The sequence below is a fragment of the Xanthomonas sp. 3498 genome, from assembly GCF_014199795.1.
Taxonomy (GTDB): Bacteria; Pseudomonadota; Gammaproteobacteria; order Xanthomonadales; family Xanthomonadaceae; genus Xanthomonas_A; species Xanthomonas_A rydalmerensis.
Map to the genome: position 1 here is coordinate 203,431 of NZ_JACHOH010000003.1, position 16,075 is coordinate 219,505.

Annotated in this window: 12 protein-coding genes and 5 tRNA genes; 5 read left to right on the forward strand and 12 right to left on the reverse strand. The window is 67.3% G+C overall.

Annotation, left to right across the window (positions count from 1 at the left end; genetic code table 11):
• Nucleotides 1–41 precede the first annotated feature (41 nt).
• The 9 genes from lon to GGR66_RS10650 all read right to left on the reverse strand — a co-directional run bounded on the left by lon (nucleotide 42) and on the right by GGR66_RS10650 (nucleotide 6,994).
• Nucleotides 42–2,510 (reverse strand): endopeptidase La, encoded by a 2,469-nt coding sequence (gene lon, locus GGR66_RS10610; RefSeq protein WP_160966185.1) that lies wholly within the window; start codon nucleotides 2,508–2,510, stop codon nucleotides 42–44.
• 178 nt (nucleotides 2,511–2,688) lie between these two features.
• Nucleotides 2,689–3,975, reverse strand: coding sequence for an ATP-dependent Clp protease ATP-binding subunit ClpX (gene clpX / locus GGR66_RS10615; RefSeq protein ID WP_160966183.1), 1,287 nt, complete (start codon nucleotides 3,973–3,975; stop codon nucleotides 2,689–2,691).
• A gap of 128 nt (nucleotides 3,976–4,103) precedes the next feature.
• Entirely contained in the window at nucleotides 4,104–4,730 is a 627-nt protein-coding gene (gene clpP / locus GGR66_RS10620) for an ATP-dependent Clp endopeptidase proteolytic subunit ClpP (protein WP_017907831.1), read from the reverse strand.
• A 141-nt stretch (nucleotides 4,731–4,871) separates the two neighbouring features.
• Nucleotides 4,872–6,167 carry a trigger factor gene (gene tig, locus GGR66_RS10625; protein ID WP_184448242.1) on the reverse strand — a complete coding sequence of 432 codons (1,296 nt, stop codon included), beginning with the start codon at nucleotides 6,165–6,167 and terminating at the stop codon, nucleotides 4,872–4,874.
• 191 nt (nucleotides 6,168–6,358) lie between these two features.
• Nucleotides 6,359–6,443, reverse strand: a tRNA-Leu gene (locus tag GGR66_RS10630).
• 90 nt (nucleotides 6,444–6,533) lie between these two features.
• Nucleotides 6,534–6,609, reverse strand: a tRNA-Lys gene (locus GGR66_RS10635).
• A gap of 75 nt (nucleotides 6,610–6,684) precedes the next feature.
• A tRNA-His gene (locus GGR66_RS10640) sits at nucleotides 6,685–6,761 on the reverse strand.
• Nucleotides 6,762–6,796: 35 nt separating this feature from the next.
• A tRNA-Arg gene (locus GGR66_RS10645) sits at nucleotides 6,797–6,873 on the reverse strand.
• A 44-nt stretch (nucleotides 6,874–6,917) separates the two neighbouring features.
• Nucleotides 6,918–6,994: transfer RNA gene (locus GGR66_RS10650), tRNA-Pro, on the reverse strand.
• Nucleotides 6,995–7,149: 155 nt separating this feature from the next.
• Between GGR66_RS10650 and GGR66_RS10655 the strand changes: the two genes are divergently transcribed.
• On the forward strand, nucleotides 7,150–7,950 hold the full coding sequence (locus GGR66_RS10655; protein WP_184448243.1) for a Bax inhibitor-1/YccA family protein: 801 nt from the start codon (nucleotides 7,150–7,152) through the stop codon (nucleotides 7,948–7,950).
• A 141-nt stretch (nucleotides 7,951–8,091) separates the two neighbouring features.
• On the opposite strand, the gene GGR66_RS10660 is transcribed toward GGR66_RS10655, so the two are convergent.
• From GGR66_RS10660 to grxC, 3 genes are all read right to left on the reverse strand, one after another.
• Nucleotides 8,092–9,099: an isocitrate dehydrogenase gene (locus tag GGR66_RS10660; RefSeq protein WP_184448244.1), complete on the reverse strand. Its 1,008-nt coding sequence runs from the start codon at nucleotides 9,097–9,099 to the stop codon at nucleotides 8,092–8,094.
• Between the two features lie 164 nt (nucleotides 9,100–9,263).
• Nucleotides 9,264–9,674, reverse strand: a complete 411-nt coding sequence (locus GGR66_RS10665) for a carboxymuconolactone decarboxylase family protein (protein WP_160966175.1) — start codon at nucleotides 9,672–9,674, stop codon at nucleotides 9,264–9,266.
• Nucleotides 9,671–9,982, reverse strand: a complete 312-nt coding sequence (gene grxC / locus GGR66_RS10670) for a glutaredoxin 3 (protein ID WP_160966173.1) — start codon at nucleotides 9,980–9,982, stop codon at nucleotides 9,671–9,673. The genes GGR66_RS10665 and grxC overlap by 4 nt, the downstream gene beginning before the upstream one ends.
• 150 nt (nucleotides 9,983–10,132) lie before the next feature.
• Here grxC and GGR66_RS10675 point away from each other — a divergent pair, with 150 nt between their 5' ends.
• The 4 genes from GGR66_RS10675 (at nucleotide 10,133) to ppk1 (ending at nucleotide 16,050) form a co-directional block, all read left to right on the forward strand.
• Nucleotides 10,133–11,776: a M48 family metalloprotease gene (locus tag GGR66_RS10675; RefSeq protein WP_184448245.1), complete on the forward strand. Its 1,644-nt coding sequence runs from the start codon at nucleotides 10,133–10,135 to the stop codon at nucleotides 11,774–11,776.
• 83 nt (nucleotides 11,777–11,859) lie between these two features.
• Nucleotides 11,860–12,549, forward strand: coding sequence for a phosphate regulon transcriptional regulator PhoB (gene phoB / locus GGR66_RS10680; RefSeq protein ID WP_160959358.1), 690 nt, complete (start codon nucleotides 11,860–11,862; stop codon nucleotides 12,547–12,549).
• Between the two features lie 64 nt (nucleotides 12,550–12,613).
• Nucleotides 12,614–13,939, forward strand: a complete 1,326-nt coding sequence (phoR, locus tag GGR66_RS10685) for a phosphate regulon sensor histidine kinase PhoR (RefSeq protein WP_160966169.1) — start codon at nucleotides 12,614–12,616, stop codon at nucleotides 13,937–13,939.
• A gap of 11 nt (nucleotides 13,940–13,950) precedes the next feature.
• The gene (gene ppk1 / locus GGR66_RS10690; protein WP_160966167.1) at nucleotides 13,951–16,050 is read left to right on the forward strand and encodes a polyphosphate kinase 1; all 2,100 of its coding nucleotides are present in this window, start codon (nucleotides 13,951–13,953) and stop codon (nucleotides 16,048–16,050) included.
• Nucleotides 16,051–16,075 lie beyond the last annotated feature (25 nt).

The following is a 16,075-nucleotide window of genomic DNA, read 5'->3' on the forward strand; positions in this document are numbered from 1 at the left end:
CGCGGGTTTGGGCCATGTGCGCAGGGACGGTTCAGCGCGCGTCAGTGCTTGACGCGCGGGTTCGAGGATGCTTTCTGCTTGCGCCGCGACGGCGCCTGCTCGGCATCGGCGGCGGGCTTGGGCGCAAGCGGACGCTCCAGTGCCAGATCCAGCACTTCGTCGATCCACTTCACCGGCACGATCTTCAGATCGCGGGTGACGTTCTCCGGGATGTCGGCCAGATCCTTGCGGTTCTCCTCGGGGATCAGCACGGTGCGGATACCGCCGCGCAGCGCCGCCAGCAACTTTTCCTTGAGTCCGCCGATCGCCGAGACGCGGCCACGCAAGGTGATCTCGCCGGTCATCGCCACCTCCGACCGGACCGGCACCTTGGTCAGCATCGACACCAGCGAGGTCACCATCGCGATGCCGGCGCTGGGGCCGTCCTTGGGCGTGGCGCCATCGGGCACGTGCAGATGCACGTCGTGCTTCTGCAGGAAGTCCGCCTCGATGCCAAGCCGCTCGGCGCGCGAGCGCACCACCGACAACGCCGCCGACGCCGATTCCTTCATCACGTCGCCGAGCTGGCCGGTCAGGATCACCGCGCCCTTGCCCGGGACCAGGGTCGATTCGATCTGCAACAGATCGCCACCGACCTCGGTCCAGGCCAGGCCGGTCACCAGGCCGATCTCGTTCTGCTCCTCGGCGCGACCGAAGTCGTAGCGGCGCACGCCCAGGTACTTGTCCAGGTTCTTCGAGCCGACGCTGACGCGCGCCTTGTCCTTGCGCGCGACACCCTTCTTGGCCGCAGCCTTCTTCGCCGGCACCACCGTCTGCGGACCGGCCAGGGCGATCTCCTTGACCACCTTGCGGCAGATCTTGGCCACTTCGCGCTCGAGGTTACGCACGCCGGATTCGCGCGTGTAGTAGCGCACGATGTCGCGGATCGCGTCGGCACCGATCTCCAGTTCGTCCTGCTTCAGGCCATTGGCCTTGAGCTGCTTGGGTACCAGGTAGCGTGCGGCGATGTTGAGCTTCTCGTCCTCGGTATAGCCGGGGATGCGGATCACTTCCATGCGGTCCAGCAACGGGCCCGGGATGTTCAGCGAATTGGAGGTCGCCACGAACATCACTTCGGACAGGTCCAGATCCACTTCCAGGTAGTGGTCGTTGAAGGCGTTGTTCTGCTCGGGGTCGAGCACTTCCAGCAGCGCCGAGGACGGATCGCCGCGGAAGTCCATCGACATCTTGTCGATCTCGTCGAGCACGAACAGCGGATTCTTGCTGCCGACCTTGTTGAGGTTCTGCACGATGCGGCCCGGCATCGAACCGACATAGGTGCGGCGATGCCCACGGATCTCCGCCTCGTCGCGCACGCCGCCCAGCGACATGCGCACGAACTTGCGGTTGGTGGCCTTGGCGATGGACTGGCCCAGCGAGGTCTTGCCCACGCCCGGCGGCCCGACCAGGCACAGGATCGGCCCCTTCATCTGCTTCACCCGCGACTGCACCGCGAGATACTCGAGGATGCGGTCCTTGACCTTCTCCAGGCCGTAGTGATCGGCGTCGAGGGTTTCCTGCGCGACCTTGAGGTCCTTGCGCACCTTGCTGCGCTTCTTCCACGGCACGCCCAGCAGCCAATCGAGGTAGTTGCGCACCACCGCGGCTTCGGCGGACATCGGCGACATCTGCTTGAGCTTGTTGAGTTCAGCCTTGGCCTTGGTCTCCACCGGCTTGGGCATGCCGGCCTCGGCGATCTTGCGCGCCAGTTCCTCCAGTTCGCCCGGCGCATCGTCGAGGTCGCCCAGCTCCTTCTGGATCGCCTTCATCTGCTCGTTGAGGTAGTACTCGCGCTGGCTTTTCTCCATCTGCGACTTGACCCGGCCGCGGATGCGCTTTTCCAGTTGCTGCACGTCGATCTCGCCGTCGACCAGGCCGACCAGCATCTCCAGGCGCTCGCCCACTTCCAGCGTTTCCAGCAGGCGCTGCTTGTCGGCCAGGCGCACACCGATGTGCGCGGCGATGGTGTCGGCCAGGCGGCCGGGCTCGTCGATGCCGGACAACGTCTGCAGCAACTCCGGCGGCAGCTTGCGGTTGGTCTTGACGTACTGCTCGAACAGCGACATCAGCGAGCGCGCGATCGCCTCGACCTCGCGCTCCTCGCGCGATTCGGCGGCGTCGATCTCGCGGCCTTCGCCCTGCAGCGCGCCGTCGCGCTCGGCGACCTTGTCGACGCTGACCCGCGACAGGCCTTCGACCAGGACCTTGATGGTGCCATCGGGCAGCTTCAGCAGTTGCAGCACCTGCGCCAACGTGCCGACGTTGTACAGGTCGGCCGCCGCCGGATCGTCGGTCTCAGCGGATTTCTGCGCGACCAGCAGGATGCGCTTGTCGGCCTCCATCGCGTGCTCGAGCGCGCGCATGGATTTGTCGCGACCGACGAACAGCGGGATGACCATGTGCGGGAAGACCACGACGTCGCGCAACGGCAGGACCGGCAGGTCGAGGACTTCGGATTGGGACTGGGCCATGAGGATTCCGATTTGGGAGGCGGGAACGCGGTGCGGGCGGCCATAAAAACGCCGATGGCCCCGTTATGGGGCCATCGGCTGGACGATGCAAGGGGAGCTAGAAACCCCTTTGTTTTTCAGCAGCTTACCGGGGCGGAAGGAGGCCGCGACGAGGTCGCCGCGCCCACCCCGCCCGGGGTCACTCCGCGGAGGCGACCTTGGGCGGCGCCGGCGGGGTCTGGTAGATCAGGTACGGCTCGGACTTGTGCTCGATCACCGACTCGTCCACCACCACCTTGCTGACGTTTTCCTGCGACGGCAGCTCGTACATCGTGTCCAGCAGCACCGACTCGACGATGGTGCGCAGGCCGCGTGCGCCGGTCTTGCGCTTGAGCGCCTTCTTGGCGATGGCCAGCAGCGCGTCCTGGCGGAACTCCAGCTCCACGCCTTCCATCTCGAACAGCTTCTTGAACTGCTTGGTGATGGCGTTCTTCGGCTCGGTGAGGATCTTGATCAGCGCCGGCTCGTCCAGTTCCTCGAGCGTGGCGACCACCGGCAGGCGGCCGACGAACTCGGGGATCAGGCCGAACTTGATCAGGTCTTCCGGCTCGACCTCGGCCAGGATCTTGCCGACCTCGCGCTTGCGCTCTGAGCTCTTGACCTTGGCGCCGAAGCCGATGCCGCCGGCATCGTTGGAGCGCTGCTGGATCACCTTGTCCAGGCCGGCGAACGCGCCGCCGCAGATGAACAGGATGTTCTTGGTGTCCACCTGCAGGAATTCCTGCTGCGGATGCTTGCGCCCGCCCTGCGGCGGCACCGAGGCGACCGTGCCTTCGATCAGCTTCAGCAGCGCCTGCTGCACGCCTTCGCCGGACACGTCGCGGGTGATCGACGGATTTTCGCTCTTGCGCGAGATCTTGTCGATCTCGTCGATGTAGACGATGCCCTGCTGCGCCTTGTCGACGTCGTAGTCGCACTTCTGCAGCAGCTTCTGGATGATGTTCTCCACGTCCTCGCCGACATAGCCGGCTTCGGTCAGCGTGGTCGCATCTGCGATGGTGAACGGCACGTTGAGCAGGCGCGCCAGCGTCTCGGCCAGCAGCGTCTTGCCCGAACCGGTCGGACCGACCAGCAGGATGTTCGACTTGGCCAGTTCGACCTCGTCGTTCTTCTGCCGGCTCTCGATGCGCTTGTAGTGGTTGTACACGGCCACGGCGAGCGTGCGCTTGGCGCGCTGCTGGCCGATCACGTACTGGTCGAGCACTTCCAGGATCTCGCGCGGCTTGGGCAGGCTGCTGCGTGCCGACTGCGCCTTCTCCTCGAGCTCCTCGCGGATGATGTCGTTGCACAACTCGACGCATTCGTCGCAGATGAACACGCTGGGCCCGGCGATCAGCTTACGGACCTCGTGTTGACTCTTGCCGCAGAACGAGCAGTACAGGATCTTGTTGCTGTCGCCGGAACGGCCTTGCCGGTCTTCGCTCATTGCTTCGCTTACCCAGTTACCCCACCCGATGAACGGTGGTTCGATTTCGAGAATAGCACAGGGCCGGGAGGACGCTAGCCCGACCCCGGCCCTGCGGAATACGCTGCGTTTAGCAGTACATGCAAGCCTTATGCCGGCTGGATGGACTCATCCGGGCGACGCTCTAGCACCTGGTCGACGAGGCCGTAGGCCTGCGCGTCGACGGCGCTCTTGAAGTTGTCGCGCTCGGTGTCGCGGGCGATGGTCTCCAGCGACTGGCCGGTGTGCTTGGCCAGGATTTCGTTCAGCCGCGCGCGCAGGGTCAGGATCTCGCGCGCGTGGATGTCGATGTCGGTGGCCTGGCCCTGGAAGCCGCCCAGCGGCTGGTGGATCATCACCCGCGAGTTCGGCAGCGCATAGCGCTTGCCGGCCGCGCCCGAGGCCAGCAGCAGCGCGCCCATCGAGGCGGCCTGGCCAACGCAGATGGTGCTCACATCCGGCTTGATGTACTGCATGGTGTCGTAGATCGCCATGCCGGCGGTGACCACGCCGCCCGGCGAGTTGATGTAGATGCTGATGTCCTTCTCCGGATTGTCCGCTTCCAGGAACAGCAGCTGCGCCACGATCACATTGGCCATGTGGTCGTCGATCGGGCCGACCAGGAAGATCAGACGCTCCTTCAACAGGCGCGAATAGATGTCGTAGGCGCGCTCGCCGCGGCTGGTCTGCTCGACCACCATCGGAACCAGATTCAAGGCCTTGGTCACATTGTCCACGCGGTGATCTCCTGCTGCTCGGGGTCCGTCCCTGTACGGGGGTGTACAGGGCTTCGCATCGTGTTGCGCCCCGCCGCCGCGGGGAATGAAACGGGATTCGGCGCGCGCATGCCAGGATGCGCGCGGCGGCGACGCGTCGTCTTATTGACGGATCGCGTCCTGGAACGACATCGCCTGCTCGGTGTGCTGGGCGCGCTCGGCGATCCAGTCGATCACCTGCTCTTCCATCACGCGGCTCTGCAGTCCTCCCATCAATTGGGGGTCGTTGCGGTACATCTCAATGACCTGTTCCGGCTCTTCGTAGGTCGAGGCGATCAGGCGCAGCGTCTCCGAGACCCGCTTCGGGTCCAGGCGCAGCTCGTTGCGGCGGGCGACCTCGCCGACCAGCAGGCCGACCAGCACACGCTTGCGCGCAGCATCCATGAAGCCCTGGTGGGCATCGTCAGGCACCTGGCCCGGGTCGCGGCCGGAACGGCGCAGTTGCTCGACCTGCTGCGCCAGCATGGCGCGCGCTTCGTTCTCGACCAGGCGCGGCGGCATTTCGACCGAGGCGTAGGCGGCGATCAGCTGCTCGCCGACTTCGCGGCGCAGGCGGTTCATCAGCGCGCCCTTGAGCTCGCGTTCCAGGTTGATGCGGATGTCCTTGCGGAACTGCTCGGCATCACCGCTCTTCACGCCGAAGCTCTTGATGAACTCCTTGTCCACGTCCGGCAGCACCGGCGCGGCCACGTCGACCGCCTTCACGTGGACCTGGACCTGCTTGCCGGCGAACTGCGGCACACGCCAGTCGGCCGGGAAGTCGACGGTCAGGGTCTTCTCTTCGTCCTTGGACAGGCCGACCAGGCCCTGCTCGATCGCCGGGAACATGACGCCCGAGCCGATCACGCTGCTGCCCTTCTCCACGCCCTCGGCCGGCAGGCGCTCGTCGCCGACCTGCGACCAGGTCTCCAGGGTCACCAGGTCGCCGTCCTGCGCCGGACGCGCGACCGGCTGCCAGGTGCGGCGCTGCAGGCGCAGGTTTTCGATCATCTGCTCGATGTCGGCGTCGGTGACCTCGGCGGTGTGGCGGATCACCTGCAGCGTGGACACGTCGATGTCGCCGAAGTCCGGCACCACTTCGAAGGTGGCCACGAACTGCAGTTCGTTGTCGCCGGCGCGGTCGATGCGCGGATTGCCGGCCAGGCGCAGCTCGTGCTCGCGCACGGCCGAGTCGAAGGTCTCGCGCAGCAGGCCGTCCAGCGCCTCGGCGCGGATCTGCGGCCCGAAGCGCTGCTCGATCACCTTGGCCGGAATCTTGCCCGGACGGAAGCCCTTGATCCGTGCGGTACGCGCGACTTCGCGCAGGCGACCGCCGACATGGGTTTCCAGGCGATCCTCCGGCAGGGTGAAGGTCAGACGCCGTTCCAGGGTACCGGTGGTTTCGATCGAAGCTTGCATGTGGACTCCTGCCACCGGGAGCCCACGGCTCTCGGCACGATGTAGAAAAGTACGGGTTGGCGCGGGCACGGGACAGCCGCCGCAGCCGGATAGTTTCGCCTATTCCCGCGGCGCCTGCCAGCGCAGGGCCGGTAGGCCCGAAGCGGCGACGCCGGACGTGGCCGCGCGAGCACGGTCCACGGGCATCGGGATGGTGCGAAAGAGGGGACTCGAACCCCTACGCCTTGCGGCACTGGTACCTAAAACCAGGGCGTCTACCAATTCCGCCACTTTCGCATTGCAGGGCCGGAAGGCGCCTGCCGGCACATTGTTGCAGGCCGGCCGGCAAAGAAAAAGGCACCTGCCGGAGCAGGTGCCTTTCTGTTTTGGTGGGCCGTCAAGGATTCGAACCTTGGACCTATTGATTAAGAGTCAACTGCTCTACCAACTGAGCTAACGGCCCTGAAACTGAGTCGCACATTCTATGTGCTTTTTTGCTTCGTTGCAACACCCGCGAAGCGTCGGGTCACACGATCAATGGGGTGGCTGAGGGGACTCGAACCCCCGACATCTGGAATCACAATCCAGTACTCTAACCAACTGAGCTACAGCCACCATTGAAACCTTGCATCTCCTGCCCGGCGCCGGTGTGGCGCGCCCGACAGGAATCGAACCTGTAACCGCCGGCTTAGAAGGCCGGTGCTCTATCCAGTTGAGCTACGGGCGCCCTGGCTGGATTGTCGCATTCCTTTCCGCCGTTGGACATCGGATTGGTCGGGGTAGAGGGATTCGAACCCCCGACATCCTGCTCCCAAAGCAGGCGCGCTACCAGACTGCGCTATACCCCGGCGGAACATCCCTCGCGGCCAAGGCCGGAAAGGTCGGCTATTGTGGGAAGCCTGAGGCCCGCTGTCAACGTCGCATGTACGCAACATCGCCTGCGCTATGCTCACGCCTTGCCATCGGCATCGGCCGAGCGCCACTTTCTGAAGGAGAAAACAGCATGCTTCGCAGCGGCAACCCCGCCCTGAAGGAATCCACCTTCCTCGATCTGCACAGCGGCAACGTGGTCTCGCCCGGCAGCGGCACGGTCGTCGCACACGACAGCGGCGCGATGACCCTGAACGGCACCGCCAACAAGACCGGCGTGTTGTTGATGCTGACCGTGCTCACCGCCGTGTTCGCCTGGAGCCAGTCGCTCTCGGTCGACGCCGCGGGCAACGAGATGATCGCCCCGGGCGTGGCCGGCTACGCGCTGGGCGGCGCCATCGGTGGCTTCATCCTGGCCCTGATCACGATCTTCAAGAAGGAATGGTCGCCGATCACCGCGCCGCTGTACGCGCTGGTGGAAGGCTTCTTCCTGGGCTCGATCTCGGCGGTCTACGAGCACCGCTTCAACGGCATCGTGCTGCAGGCGGTGCTGCTGACCTTCGGCACCTTGTTCGCGCTGTTGTTCGCCTACCGCAGCGGCATGATCAAAGCCACCGAGAACTTCAAGCTGGGCGTGGTCGCAGCCACCGGCGGCATTGCCCTGGTGTACCTGGCGACCATGGTGCTGGGCTTCTTCAACATCCAGATTCCCTACATCCACGCCTCCGGCACGGTCGGCATCCTGTTCAGCCTGTTCGTGGTGGTGGTGGCGGCGCTGAACCTGGTACTGGACTTCGACTTCATCGAGAGCGGCGTCGAACAGGGCGCGCCCAAGTACATGGAGTGGTACGGCGCGTTCGGCCTGATGGTTACGCTGGTGTGGCTGTATGTGGAGTTCCTGCGCTTGCTGTCGAAGCTGCAGTCGCGGAATTGAAGCCGGGAGTCGGGAATCGGGATTGGGGAATCGTAAGAGCGACTCCCCTTGACCGATCTGCAGATGTGGTTTCGGACAACTTCCGAGCAAAAGAAAGGGCGCCCTGGGGCGCCCTTTCTTGTTTGCGATCTTCCGACGCGCTCAGAGGCGGCTGGCGATGGCCTTGGCGAAGCCCATGGTGTTGCCACTGCCGCCCAGGTCCGGGGTCAGCCCGTCCTTGGCTTCCAGCGTGGCGACGATGGCGTTGCGCAGGCGCTCGGCGTTCTGCGGCTGGCCGACATGGTCCAGCAGCTGCGCCGCACCCAGCAGCAGCGCGCACGGGTTGGCCTTACCCTGCCCGGCGATGTCCGGGGCCGAGCCGTGCACGGCTTCGAAGATCGCCGCGTCCACGCCGATGTTGGCGCCCGGGGCCAGGCCCAGGCCGCCGACCAGGCCGGCGCACAGGTCCGACAGGATGTCGCCGAACAGGTTGGTGGTGACGATGATGTCGAACTGCTCCGGGCGCATCACCAGCTGCATGCACGCGTTGTCGACGATCATTTCCTGGAATTCGATCTCCGGGTAGTTCGCCGCCACTTCGCGCGCCACCTTCAGGAACAGACCCGAGGTGGACTTGATGATGTTGGCCTTGTGCACCGCGGTGACCTTCTTGCGGCCGGTCGCACGGGCCAGGTCGAAGGCGTAGCGCACGATGCGCTCGGAACCCTTGCGGGTCACCTTGGCCATGGACAGCGCGGTCTCGCCGTCGGCCGACACTTCCTGGCCTTCGCTCAGGTAGGCGCCTTCGGTGTTCTCGCGCACGGTGATCAGGTCAACGCCGGCGCCGAAGCGCGACTTGGTGTTCGGGAACGACTTGGCCGGACGCACGTTGGCGTACAGGTCGAACTGGCGGCGCATGGCCACGTTGATCGAACTGAAGCCCTCGCCCACCGGCGTGGTCAGCGGGCTCTTCAGCGCCACCTTGTTCTTGCGGATCGACTCCAGCGTGGCGGCCGGCAGCAGGTCGCCGTGCTTCTCCAATGCCACCAGGCCCGCGTCGGCGTATTCGTAGGTGAGGCCGGCGTTCAGCGCGTCGAGCACGAACAGCGTGGCGTCCATGATCTCCGGGCCGATGCCATCGCCACGGATGACCGTGATTGTCTGCGTCATAGGGTTGCGGTTTCCGTACAAGAGGGGGGAGCGCCGCCCGGGAACCGGGGCTGCAGGCGCAAGGAGGTTTCAGCGGTAATTATGCCCGAAGCCGGTGAAGGCGCCCAAAACCGGGCGGCCTCCGGCGCGGGCGCCGGCGGCCTTGGGGGCAGCCCGAGGCGGGCTCAGTCGTGGGCGTGCTGCGCCGGCGCGGCGGCGCCGGCCTCCAGCGTGTCGAGGAAGTCCACTGCGCGGCGCAGGTGCGGGATCACGATCGACCCGCCGACCACCAGGCCGACCGAAAAGGTTTCGAAGAACTCCTCGCGGCTGACCCCAGCCTCCTTGCACTGGGCCACGTGGTAGCTGATGCAGTCGTCGCAGCGCAGCACCAGCGAGGCGACCAGGCCGAGCAGTTCCTTGGTCTTCACGTCCAGCGCGCCAGCCTGGTAGGTCTGGGTGTCCAGCGCGAAGAAGCGCCGCACCACCTGGTTCGGCTCGGCCAGAATGCGCTGGTTCATGCGCTGGCGGAACTCGGTGAACTCGCGTACCCGGTCCTCCCCTGCCGCGGCGCCCTCGCCCGTCGCGGCGCCGCTCATGCCTGCGCCTCGGGGGCGCGGCCGTCGAGCAGCGGCTCCAGCTTGCCGGCGCGGTGCAGCGCCATCATGTCGTCGTAGCCGCCGACGTGGACGTCGCCGACGAAGATCTGCGGCACGCTGGTGCGCCGCGCCAGCGCGACCATCTTCTCGCGCTCGGCCGGATCCAGGTCGATCCGTACCTCGTTCCAGGTGCGGCCCTTGCTCTTGAGGAAGTTCTTGGCCGCCACGCAGTACGGGCAGATCGCGGTGGAATAGAGGGTGATCGGCGCGCCGCCGGCCTGGCCGGTGTCGGCAGTTGGGTTGTCCACGGGAAACTCCGGGCGGTGTAGAAGGTCCAAGTCACTATGGTAGCGGCCGGGTGGATTTTCGAGGCCGCTGCCGCAACACTGCGAATCATCCCGGATTCACCGTCGTCCCGGGCGCCCCCCCGGCGTCCGCCTACCCTCTTGGAGCCCGTCTTGCGCCTGCTGCCGCTCGCCTTCGCGATCACCCTGGCCACCGCCTGCGCCGTGGCGCCGGCCCAGGAGAACAAGCTGCCGGACATCGGCTCCTCGGCCGGCGAGCTGCTGACCCCGGCGCGCCAGGCCGAGTACGGCAAGATGATGCTGGCCGAGCTGCGCAGCTACGGCTACGTGCTCGAGGACCCGCTGATCGACGACTGGCTGCAGACCATGGGCACCCGGCTCGGCGCCAACAGCGACCAGCCGCAGCAGAAGTTCACCTTCTTCATGCTGCGCGACCGCCAGATCAACGCCTTCGCCACCCTCGGCGGCTACGTGGCGGTCAACGCCGGCCTGGTGCTGACCGCCGAGCGCGAGGACGAGGTGGCCGCGGTGCTGTCGCACGAGATCGCCCACGTCACCCAGCAGCACGTGCTGCGCGGGGTGGAGCGGGCGCAGCGCGACCAGATCCCGATCCTGCTCGGCATGCTCGCCGCGGTGGTCGCGGCGCAGCAGGCCGGCGGGCGTTCCAGCGGCGACGCCACCCAGGCGGCGATCGCCAGCGGCCTGGGCCTGATGCAGCAGCGGCAGATCGACTACACCCGCTCCAACGAATCCGAGGCCGACCGTCTGGGCATCCGCACCCTGGCGCGCAGCGGCTACGACGTCGACGCGATGGCCGGCTTCTTCGAGCGCATGTCGCTGGCGATGCGCGGCAACCAGGGCGGCTACAGCACACCGGACTTCCTGATGACCCACCCGGTCACCACCACCCGCATCAGCGAGGCGCGTGAGCGCGCCGAGCAGATGAAGAAGAACACCCTGACCGTGACCACCAGCGTGCCCGGCGGCACCCTGAAGGAGCGGGTCGATCCGAACGACGTGTCGCTGAGCCAGCCGCTGGGCGCGCCCAGCAACCCGCTGCTGCCGGGCGGGCTGCAGTTGCCCTTCGCCAACTATGCGCGCGGTCCCAGCGGCCAGTTCGAGTGGGCGCGCGAGCGGCTACGGGTGTTCAGCGCCAACACTCCGGCCGATGCGATCCGCGAGTACGAAGGCCTGCGCCAGGGCAGCAAGCAGGGCCTGAGCGACGCCCAGCGCTACGGCCTGGCGCTGGCGCGGCTGCGCGGCGGCGGCAGCGCGCAGGACGTCGCGCAGACGCTGGAAAGCCTGCTGCAGGCGCACCCGGACAACTGGTGGCTGACCGTCGCGGTGGCCGAGGCCGAGGCCAAGGCCGGCCGCAACCAGGCCGCCGACCAGCGCTTCGAGGCGCTGGTCAAACGCATGCCCAGCAACCGCGCGGTGGCCCTGAGCTATGCGACCGCCCTCAACGAGCAGGGCGGCCGCCAGGCCGGCCAGCGCGCCCAGGCCGTGCTGCGGCCATTGCTGGGGGCGGCCGCGGAGGATCCGGTGTTCCAGCGCACCTTCGCCCGCGCCTGCGAACTGGCGGGCGACGACACCCGCGCCGGCGAGGCCTACGCCGAGGCCGCCTATCTGAACGGGCACCCGGAGCAGGCCCTGATCCAGCTCAGCAACCTGAAGAAGCGCAGCGACCTGGACTACGTGGCGCGCGCGCGTATCGACGCCCGCATCGCTGCGATCACGCCGACGGTGCTGGAACTGCGCCGCCAGGGCGTGCAGGACCCGGACATGCAACGGCGCTGAAACGCGCCCGTGTCAGGCGTCACTCAACCGTAATAAAACCGTAGTCTACTGGCGACCTTCCTCCCCAGTTCCACGGTGCCGTTGTGCAGAAACGCATCCTGATCGTCGACGACGAACCGGCCATCCGCGACATGGTCGCGTTCGCCCTGCGCAAGGGCGACTTCGAGCCGGTGCATGCCGGCGATGCCCGCGAGGCGCAGACCTCGATCGCCGACCGGGTCCCGGACCTGATCCTGCTGGACTGGATGCTGCCCGGCACCAGCGGCCTGGAACTGGCCCGGCGCTGGCGCAAGGATGCGATGACCCGCGAAGTGCCGATCATCATGCTCACCGCCCGCGGCGAGGAGAACGACCGCGTCGGCGGCCTGGAGGCCGGCGTCGACGACTACGTGGTCAAGCCGTTCTCCGCGCGCGAGCTGCTGGCGCGGATCCGCGCGGTGATGCGCCGCACCCGCGAGGACGACGAGGACGGCAGCGTCTCGGTCGGCAGCCTGCGCATCGACGGCGCGGCGCACCGGGTGTTCGCCGGCGAGGCGCCGGTGCCGATCGGCCCGACCGAGTACCGCCTGCTGCATTTCTTCATGACCCATCCCGAGCGCGTGTACAGCCGCGCGCAGCTGCTCGACCACGTCTGGGGCGGCAGCGTCTACGTGGAAGAGCGCACCATCGACGTGCACATCCGCCGCCTGCGCAAGACGCTGGAGCCGTTCGCGGTGGAAAACATGGTGCAGACCGTCCGCGGTTCCGGCTATCGCTTCTCTGCGTCCATCTGACCGCCAGCTTCGCCTGCTATAACGGCGGACGGATCACGATCCTTTGCGACAGAGTGCGTTCCCGATGCCCCGCCACATCCGCTCCGCCTGGTTGAAGACCCTCGGCACGCTCGCCGGCATGTTGTTGCTGGCGTTGCTGGTCGGCTGGATCGGCGGCCATGTATGGATGGCGCTAACCCTGATGTCGCTGGGGGTGATGGGCTGGCACTACTGGCGGCTGCGGCGGGTGCTGCGGCGACTGACCGCGCGCCAGCGCTGGGAGCCGCCGGCCGGCACCGGCGTATGGAACGAGCTGGATCGGCTGCTGTACCGCAGCCAGGCGGAAATGCGCGTGCGCAAGCGGCGCCTGCTCGACATGCTGCGCGCCTACCGCGCCGCCGCCGCGGCGCTGCCCGACGCGGTGGTGGTGGTGGACCGCAACAGCCAGCGCATCCAGTGGTTCAACGAGGCGGCCGGCACCCTGCTCGGCCTGCGCCACCCTGGCGACCTCGGCGCGCCGGTGGTGGAGCGCTTGCAGCCGATGCCGCTGGCGCACTGGCTCAGCGGCGGCCGCAACGCCGAACCGATGCTGGACATGCCCTCGCCGGTCGACGACCGCCTGCGCCTGAACCTGCGCCTGATCCCCTATTCCGACGACCACTGGCTGCTGGTCGCGCGCGACGTCAGCAAGCTGCTGCAGCTGGAGCAGGTGCGCCGCGATTTCGTCGCCAACGTCTCGCACGAGCTACGCACGCCGCTGACCGTGGTCCACGGCTACCTGGACATGCTCGATCCGGAGGACTTCCCGGACTCGGGGCCGATGATCGCCGAGATGCGCAAGCAGTCGCAGCGCATGACCCAACTGGTCGAGGACCTGCTGACCCTGTCGCGGCTGGAATCGCAGGAGCACGCCAACGAGGAGTCGATCGCGATGGCGCCAATGCTGGCCACGCTGCGCCGCGAGGCCGAGGCGCACAGCCAGGGCCGGCACCGCATCGAGGTCCACGACGAGGCCGATTGCGACCTGGTCGGCTCCAACAAGGAACTGCACAGCGCCTTCTCCAACCTGGTCACCAACGCGGTGCGCTACACCGCGGCCGGCGGCACCATCCGCATCCGCTTCGCCCGCGAAGGCGACGGCGCGGTGCTGTCGGTGCGCGACAGCGGCTACGGCATTCCCGCGCATCATCTGCCACGGATCACCGAGCGCTTCTACCGCGTCTCCAGCAGCCGTTCGCGCGAGAGCGGCGGCACCGGCCTGGGCCTGTCGATCGTCAAGCACGTGCTCGGTCTGCATCAGGCGCGACTGGAGATCGAGAGCGAAGTCGGCAAGGGCAGCACCTTCTCCTGCCACTTCGGCGCCGGGCGCGTGCATCCGCGGCACGACCATGCCACCCTGACCTCCGTCTAACGAGTATCGCCATGCCCCGCCGCGCCCCTGCCCTGCCGCCCACGCCGCCACCGGACATTCCCAGCGACCCGCTGCGCGATCCCGCGCTGTACATCAACCGCGAACTGTCGCAACTGGACTTCAATTTCCGGGTACTGGCGCAGGCGCAGGACCCGCAGGTGCCGTTGCTGGAGCGGCTGCGCTTCCTGTGCATCTCCTGCACCAACCTCGACGAATTCTTCGAGATCCGCGCCGCCACCGTGCGCCACGCGCAGGAGTTCGGGCTGCCGCCGGCACCGGACGGGATGAGCCCCAGCGCCATCCTCACCTCCATCCACGACCGCGCCGCGCAACTGGTCGACCAGCAGTACCGCTGCTGGAACGAGGTGCTGCGCCCGGCGCTGAAGGACGCCGGCATCGGCGTGCTCGGCCGCCATTCCTGGAACGCGCGGCAGAAGCGCTGGCTGCGCGCCTACTTCCGCAACGAGATCATGCCGGTGCTGTCGCCGCTGGGCCTGGACCCGGCGCATCCGTTCCCGAAGATCCTCAACAAGTCGCTGAACATCGTGGTGGTGCTCAAGGGCACCGACGCGTTCGGCCGCGTCGGCCACCTGGCGATCGTGCGCGCGCCGCGCTCGCTGCCGCGCATCATCCAGTTGCCGGAAAGCCTGTCCGAGGGCGGGCAGAGTTTCGTGTTCCTGTCCTCGGTGCTGTCCACCTTCGTCGACGAACTGTTCCCGGGCATGGAGGTGATGGGCTCCTACCAGTTCCGCGTCACCCGGAACTCCGAACTGGTGGTGGACGAGGAGGAAGTGGAGAACCTGGCGCTGGCGCTGCGCGACGAACTGGTCAACCGCGGCTACCGGCCGGCGGTGCGGCTGGAGATCGCCGAGGACTGCCCGAAGTCGATCGTGCGCACCCTGCTGCAGAACTTCGAATTGCCGGAGAACGCGGTCTACCGCATCAACGGCCCGGTCAACCTGAGCCGGGTCAACCAGGTCTACGACCTGGTGCAGCGCCCGGACCTGAAGTATCCGGCGATGAACCCGCGCACCCTGCGCGACAGCGAAGGCATCTTCGAGATCGCCGCCGCCGGCGACGTGCTGCTGCACCACCCGTTCGACGCCTTCACCGCGGTGCTGGACCTGATCAAGCAGGCCGCGATCGACCCCAACGTGCTGGCGATCAAGCAGACCCTGTACCGCACCGGCAAGGACTCGGCGATCGTCGATGCGCTGGTGCTGGCCGCGCGCAACGGCAAGGACGTCACCGTGGTGGTGGAGCTGCGCGCGCGCTTCGACGAAGAGGCCAACCTGGGCCTGGCCGACCGCCTGCAGGAAGCCGGCGTGCAGGTGGTGTACGGCGTGGTCGGCTACAAGACCCACGCCAAGATGCTGCTGATCGTGCGCCGCGAGGGCCGCAAGCTGCGCCGCTACGTGCACCTGGGCACCGGTAACTACCACAGCGGCACCGCGCGCGCCTACACCGACCTGAGCCTGATCACCTCCGACGTGGACATCGGCAATGACGTGCACCTGCTGTTCCAGCAGTTGTCCGGCCTGGCACCGAAGATCCGCCTCAAGCGCCTGCTGCAATCGCCCTTCACCCTGCACCCGGGCGTGCTGCACCGGATCGAACGTGAGACCAAGCTGGCGCACGCCGGCCGCCCGGGCCGCATCATCGCCAAGATGAACGCGCTCAACGAGCCGCAGGTGATCCGCGCGCTGTACGCCGCCTCGCAGGCCGGGGTCAAGATCGACCTGATCGTGCGCGGCGCCTGCACCCTGCGCCCCGGCGTGCCGGGCGTGTCCGACAACATCCGGGTGCGCTCGATCGTCGGCCGCTTCCTCGAGCACAGCCGGGTCTACTGGTTCGGCAACGACGGCGCGCCGGAACTGTTCTGCGCCAGCGCCGACTGGCTGGAACGCAACCTGCTGCGGCGCGTGGAGACGGGCTTCCCGATCCTCGATCCGGACCTGGTCAAGCGCATCCACCGCGAGGTGCTGCAGAACTACCTGGCCGACAATCTCAACGCCTGGGAACTGGACGCCGACGGCAACTACCGCAAGCTGGCCCCGGGCCAGGACCAGCCGCCGCATTCGGCGCAGCTGGCCCTGCTCGACGGGCTCTGAGCGCAGCGCGGCGTCGCGCCAACGG

Bases quoted from the DNA above. Each gene is read 5' to 3' on its own strand.
- GGR66_RS10655 (WP_184448243.1), top strand. From the start codon at position 7,150: ATGCTTCGCAGCGGCAACCCCGCCCTGAAGGAATCCACCTTCCTCGAT.
- tig (WP_184448242.1), bottom strand. From the start codon at position 6,167: ATGCAAGCTTCGATCGAAACCACCGGTACCCTGGAACGGCGTCTGACC.
- GGR66_RS10665 (WP_160966175.1), bottom strand. From the start codon at position 9,674: ATGAGCGGCGCCGCGACGGGCGAGGGCGCCGCGGCAGGGGAGGACCGG.
- ppk1 (WP_160966167.1), top strand. From the start codon at position 13,951: ATGCCCCGCCGCGCCCCTGCCCTGCCGCCCACGCCGCCACCGGACATT.
- clpX (WP_160966183.1), bottom strand. From the start codon at position 3,975: ATGAGCGAAGACCGGCAAGGCCGTTCCGGCGACAGCAACAAGATCCTG.
- lon (WP_160966185.1), bottom strand. From the start codon at position 2,510: ATGGCCCAGTCCCAATCCGAAGTCCTCGACCTGCCGGTCCTGCCGTTG.
- phoR (WP_160966169.1), top strand. From the start codon at position 12,614: ATGCCCCGCCACATCCGCTCCGCCTGGTTGAAGACCCTCGGCACGCTC.
- GGR66_RS10660 (WP_184448244.1), bottom strand. From the start codon at position 9,099: ATGACGCAGACAATCACGGTCATCCGTGGCGATGGCATCGGCCCGGAG.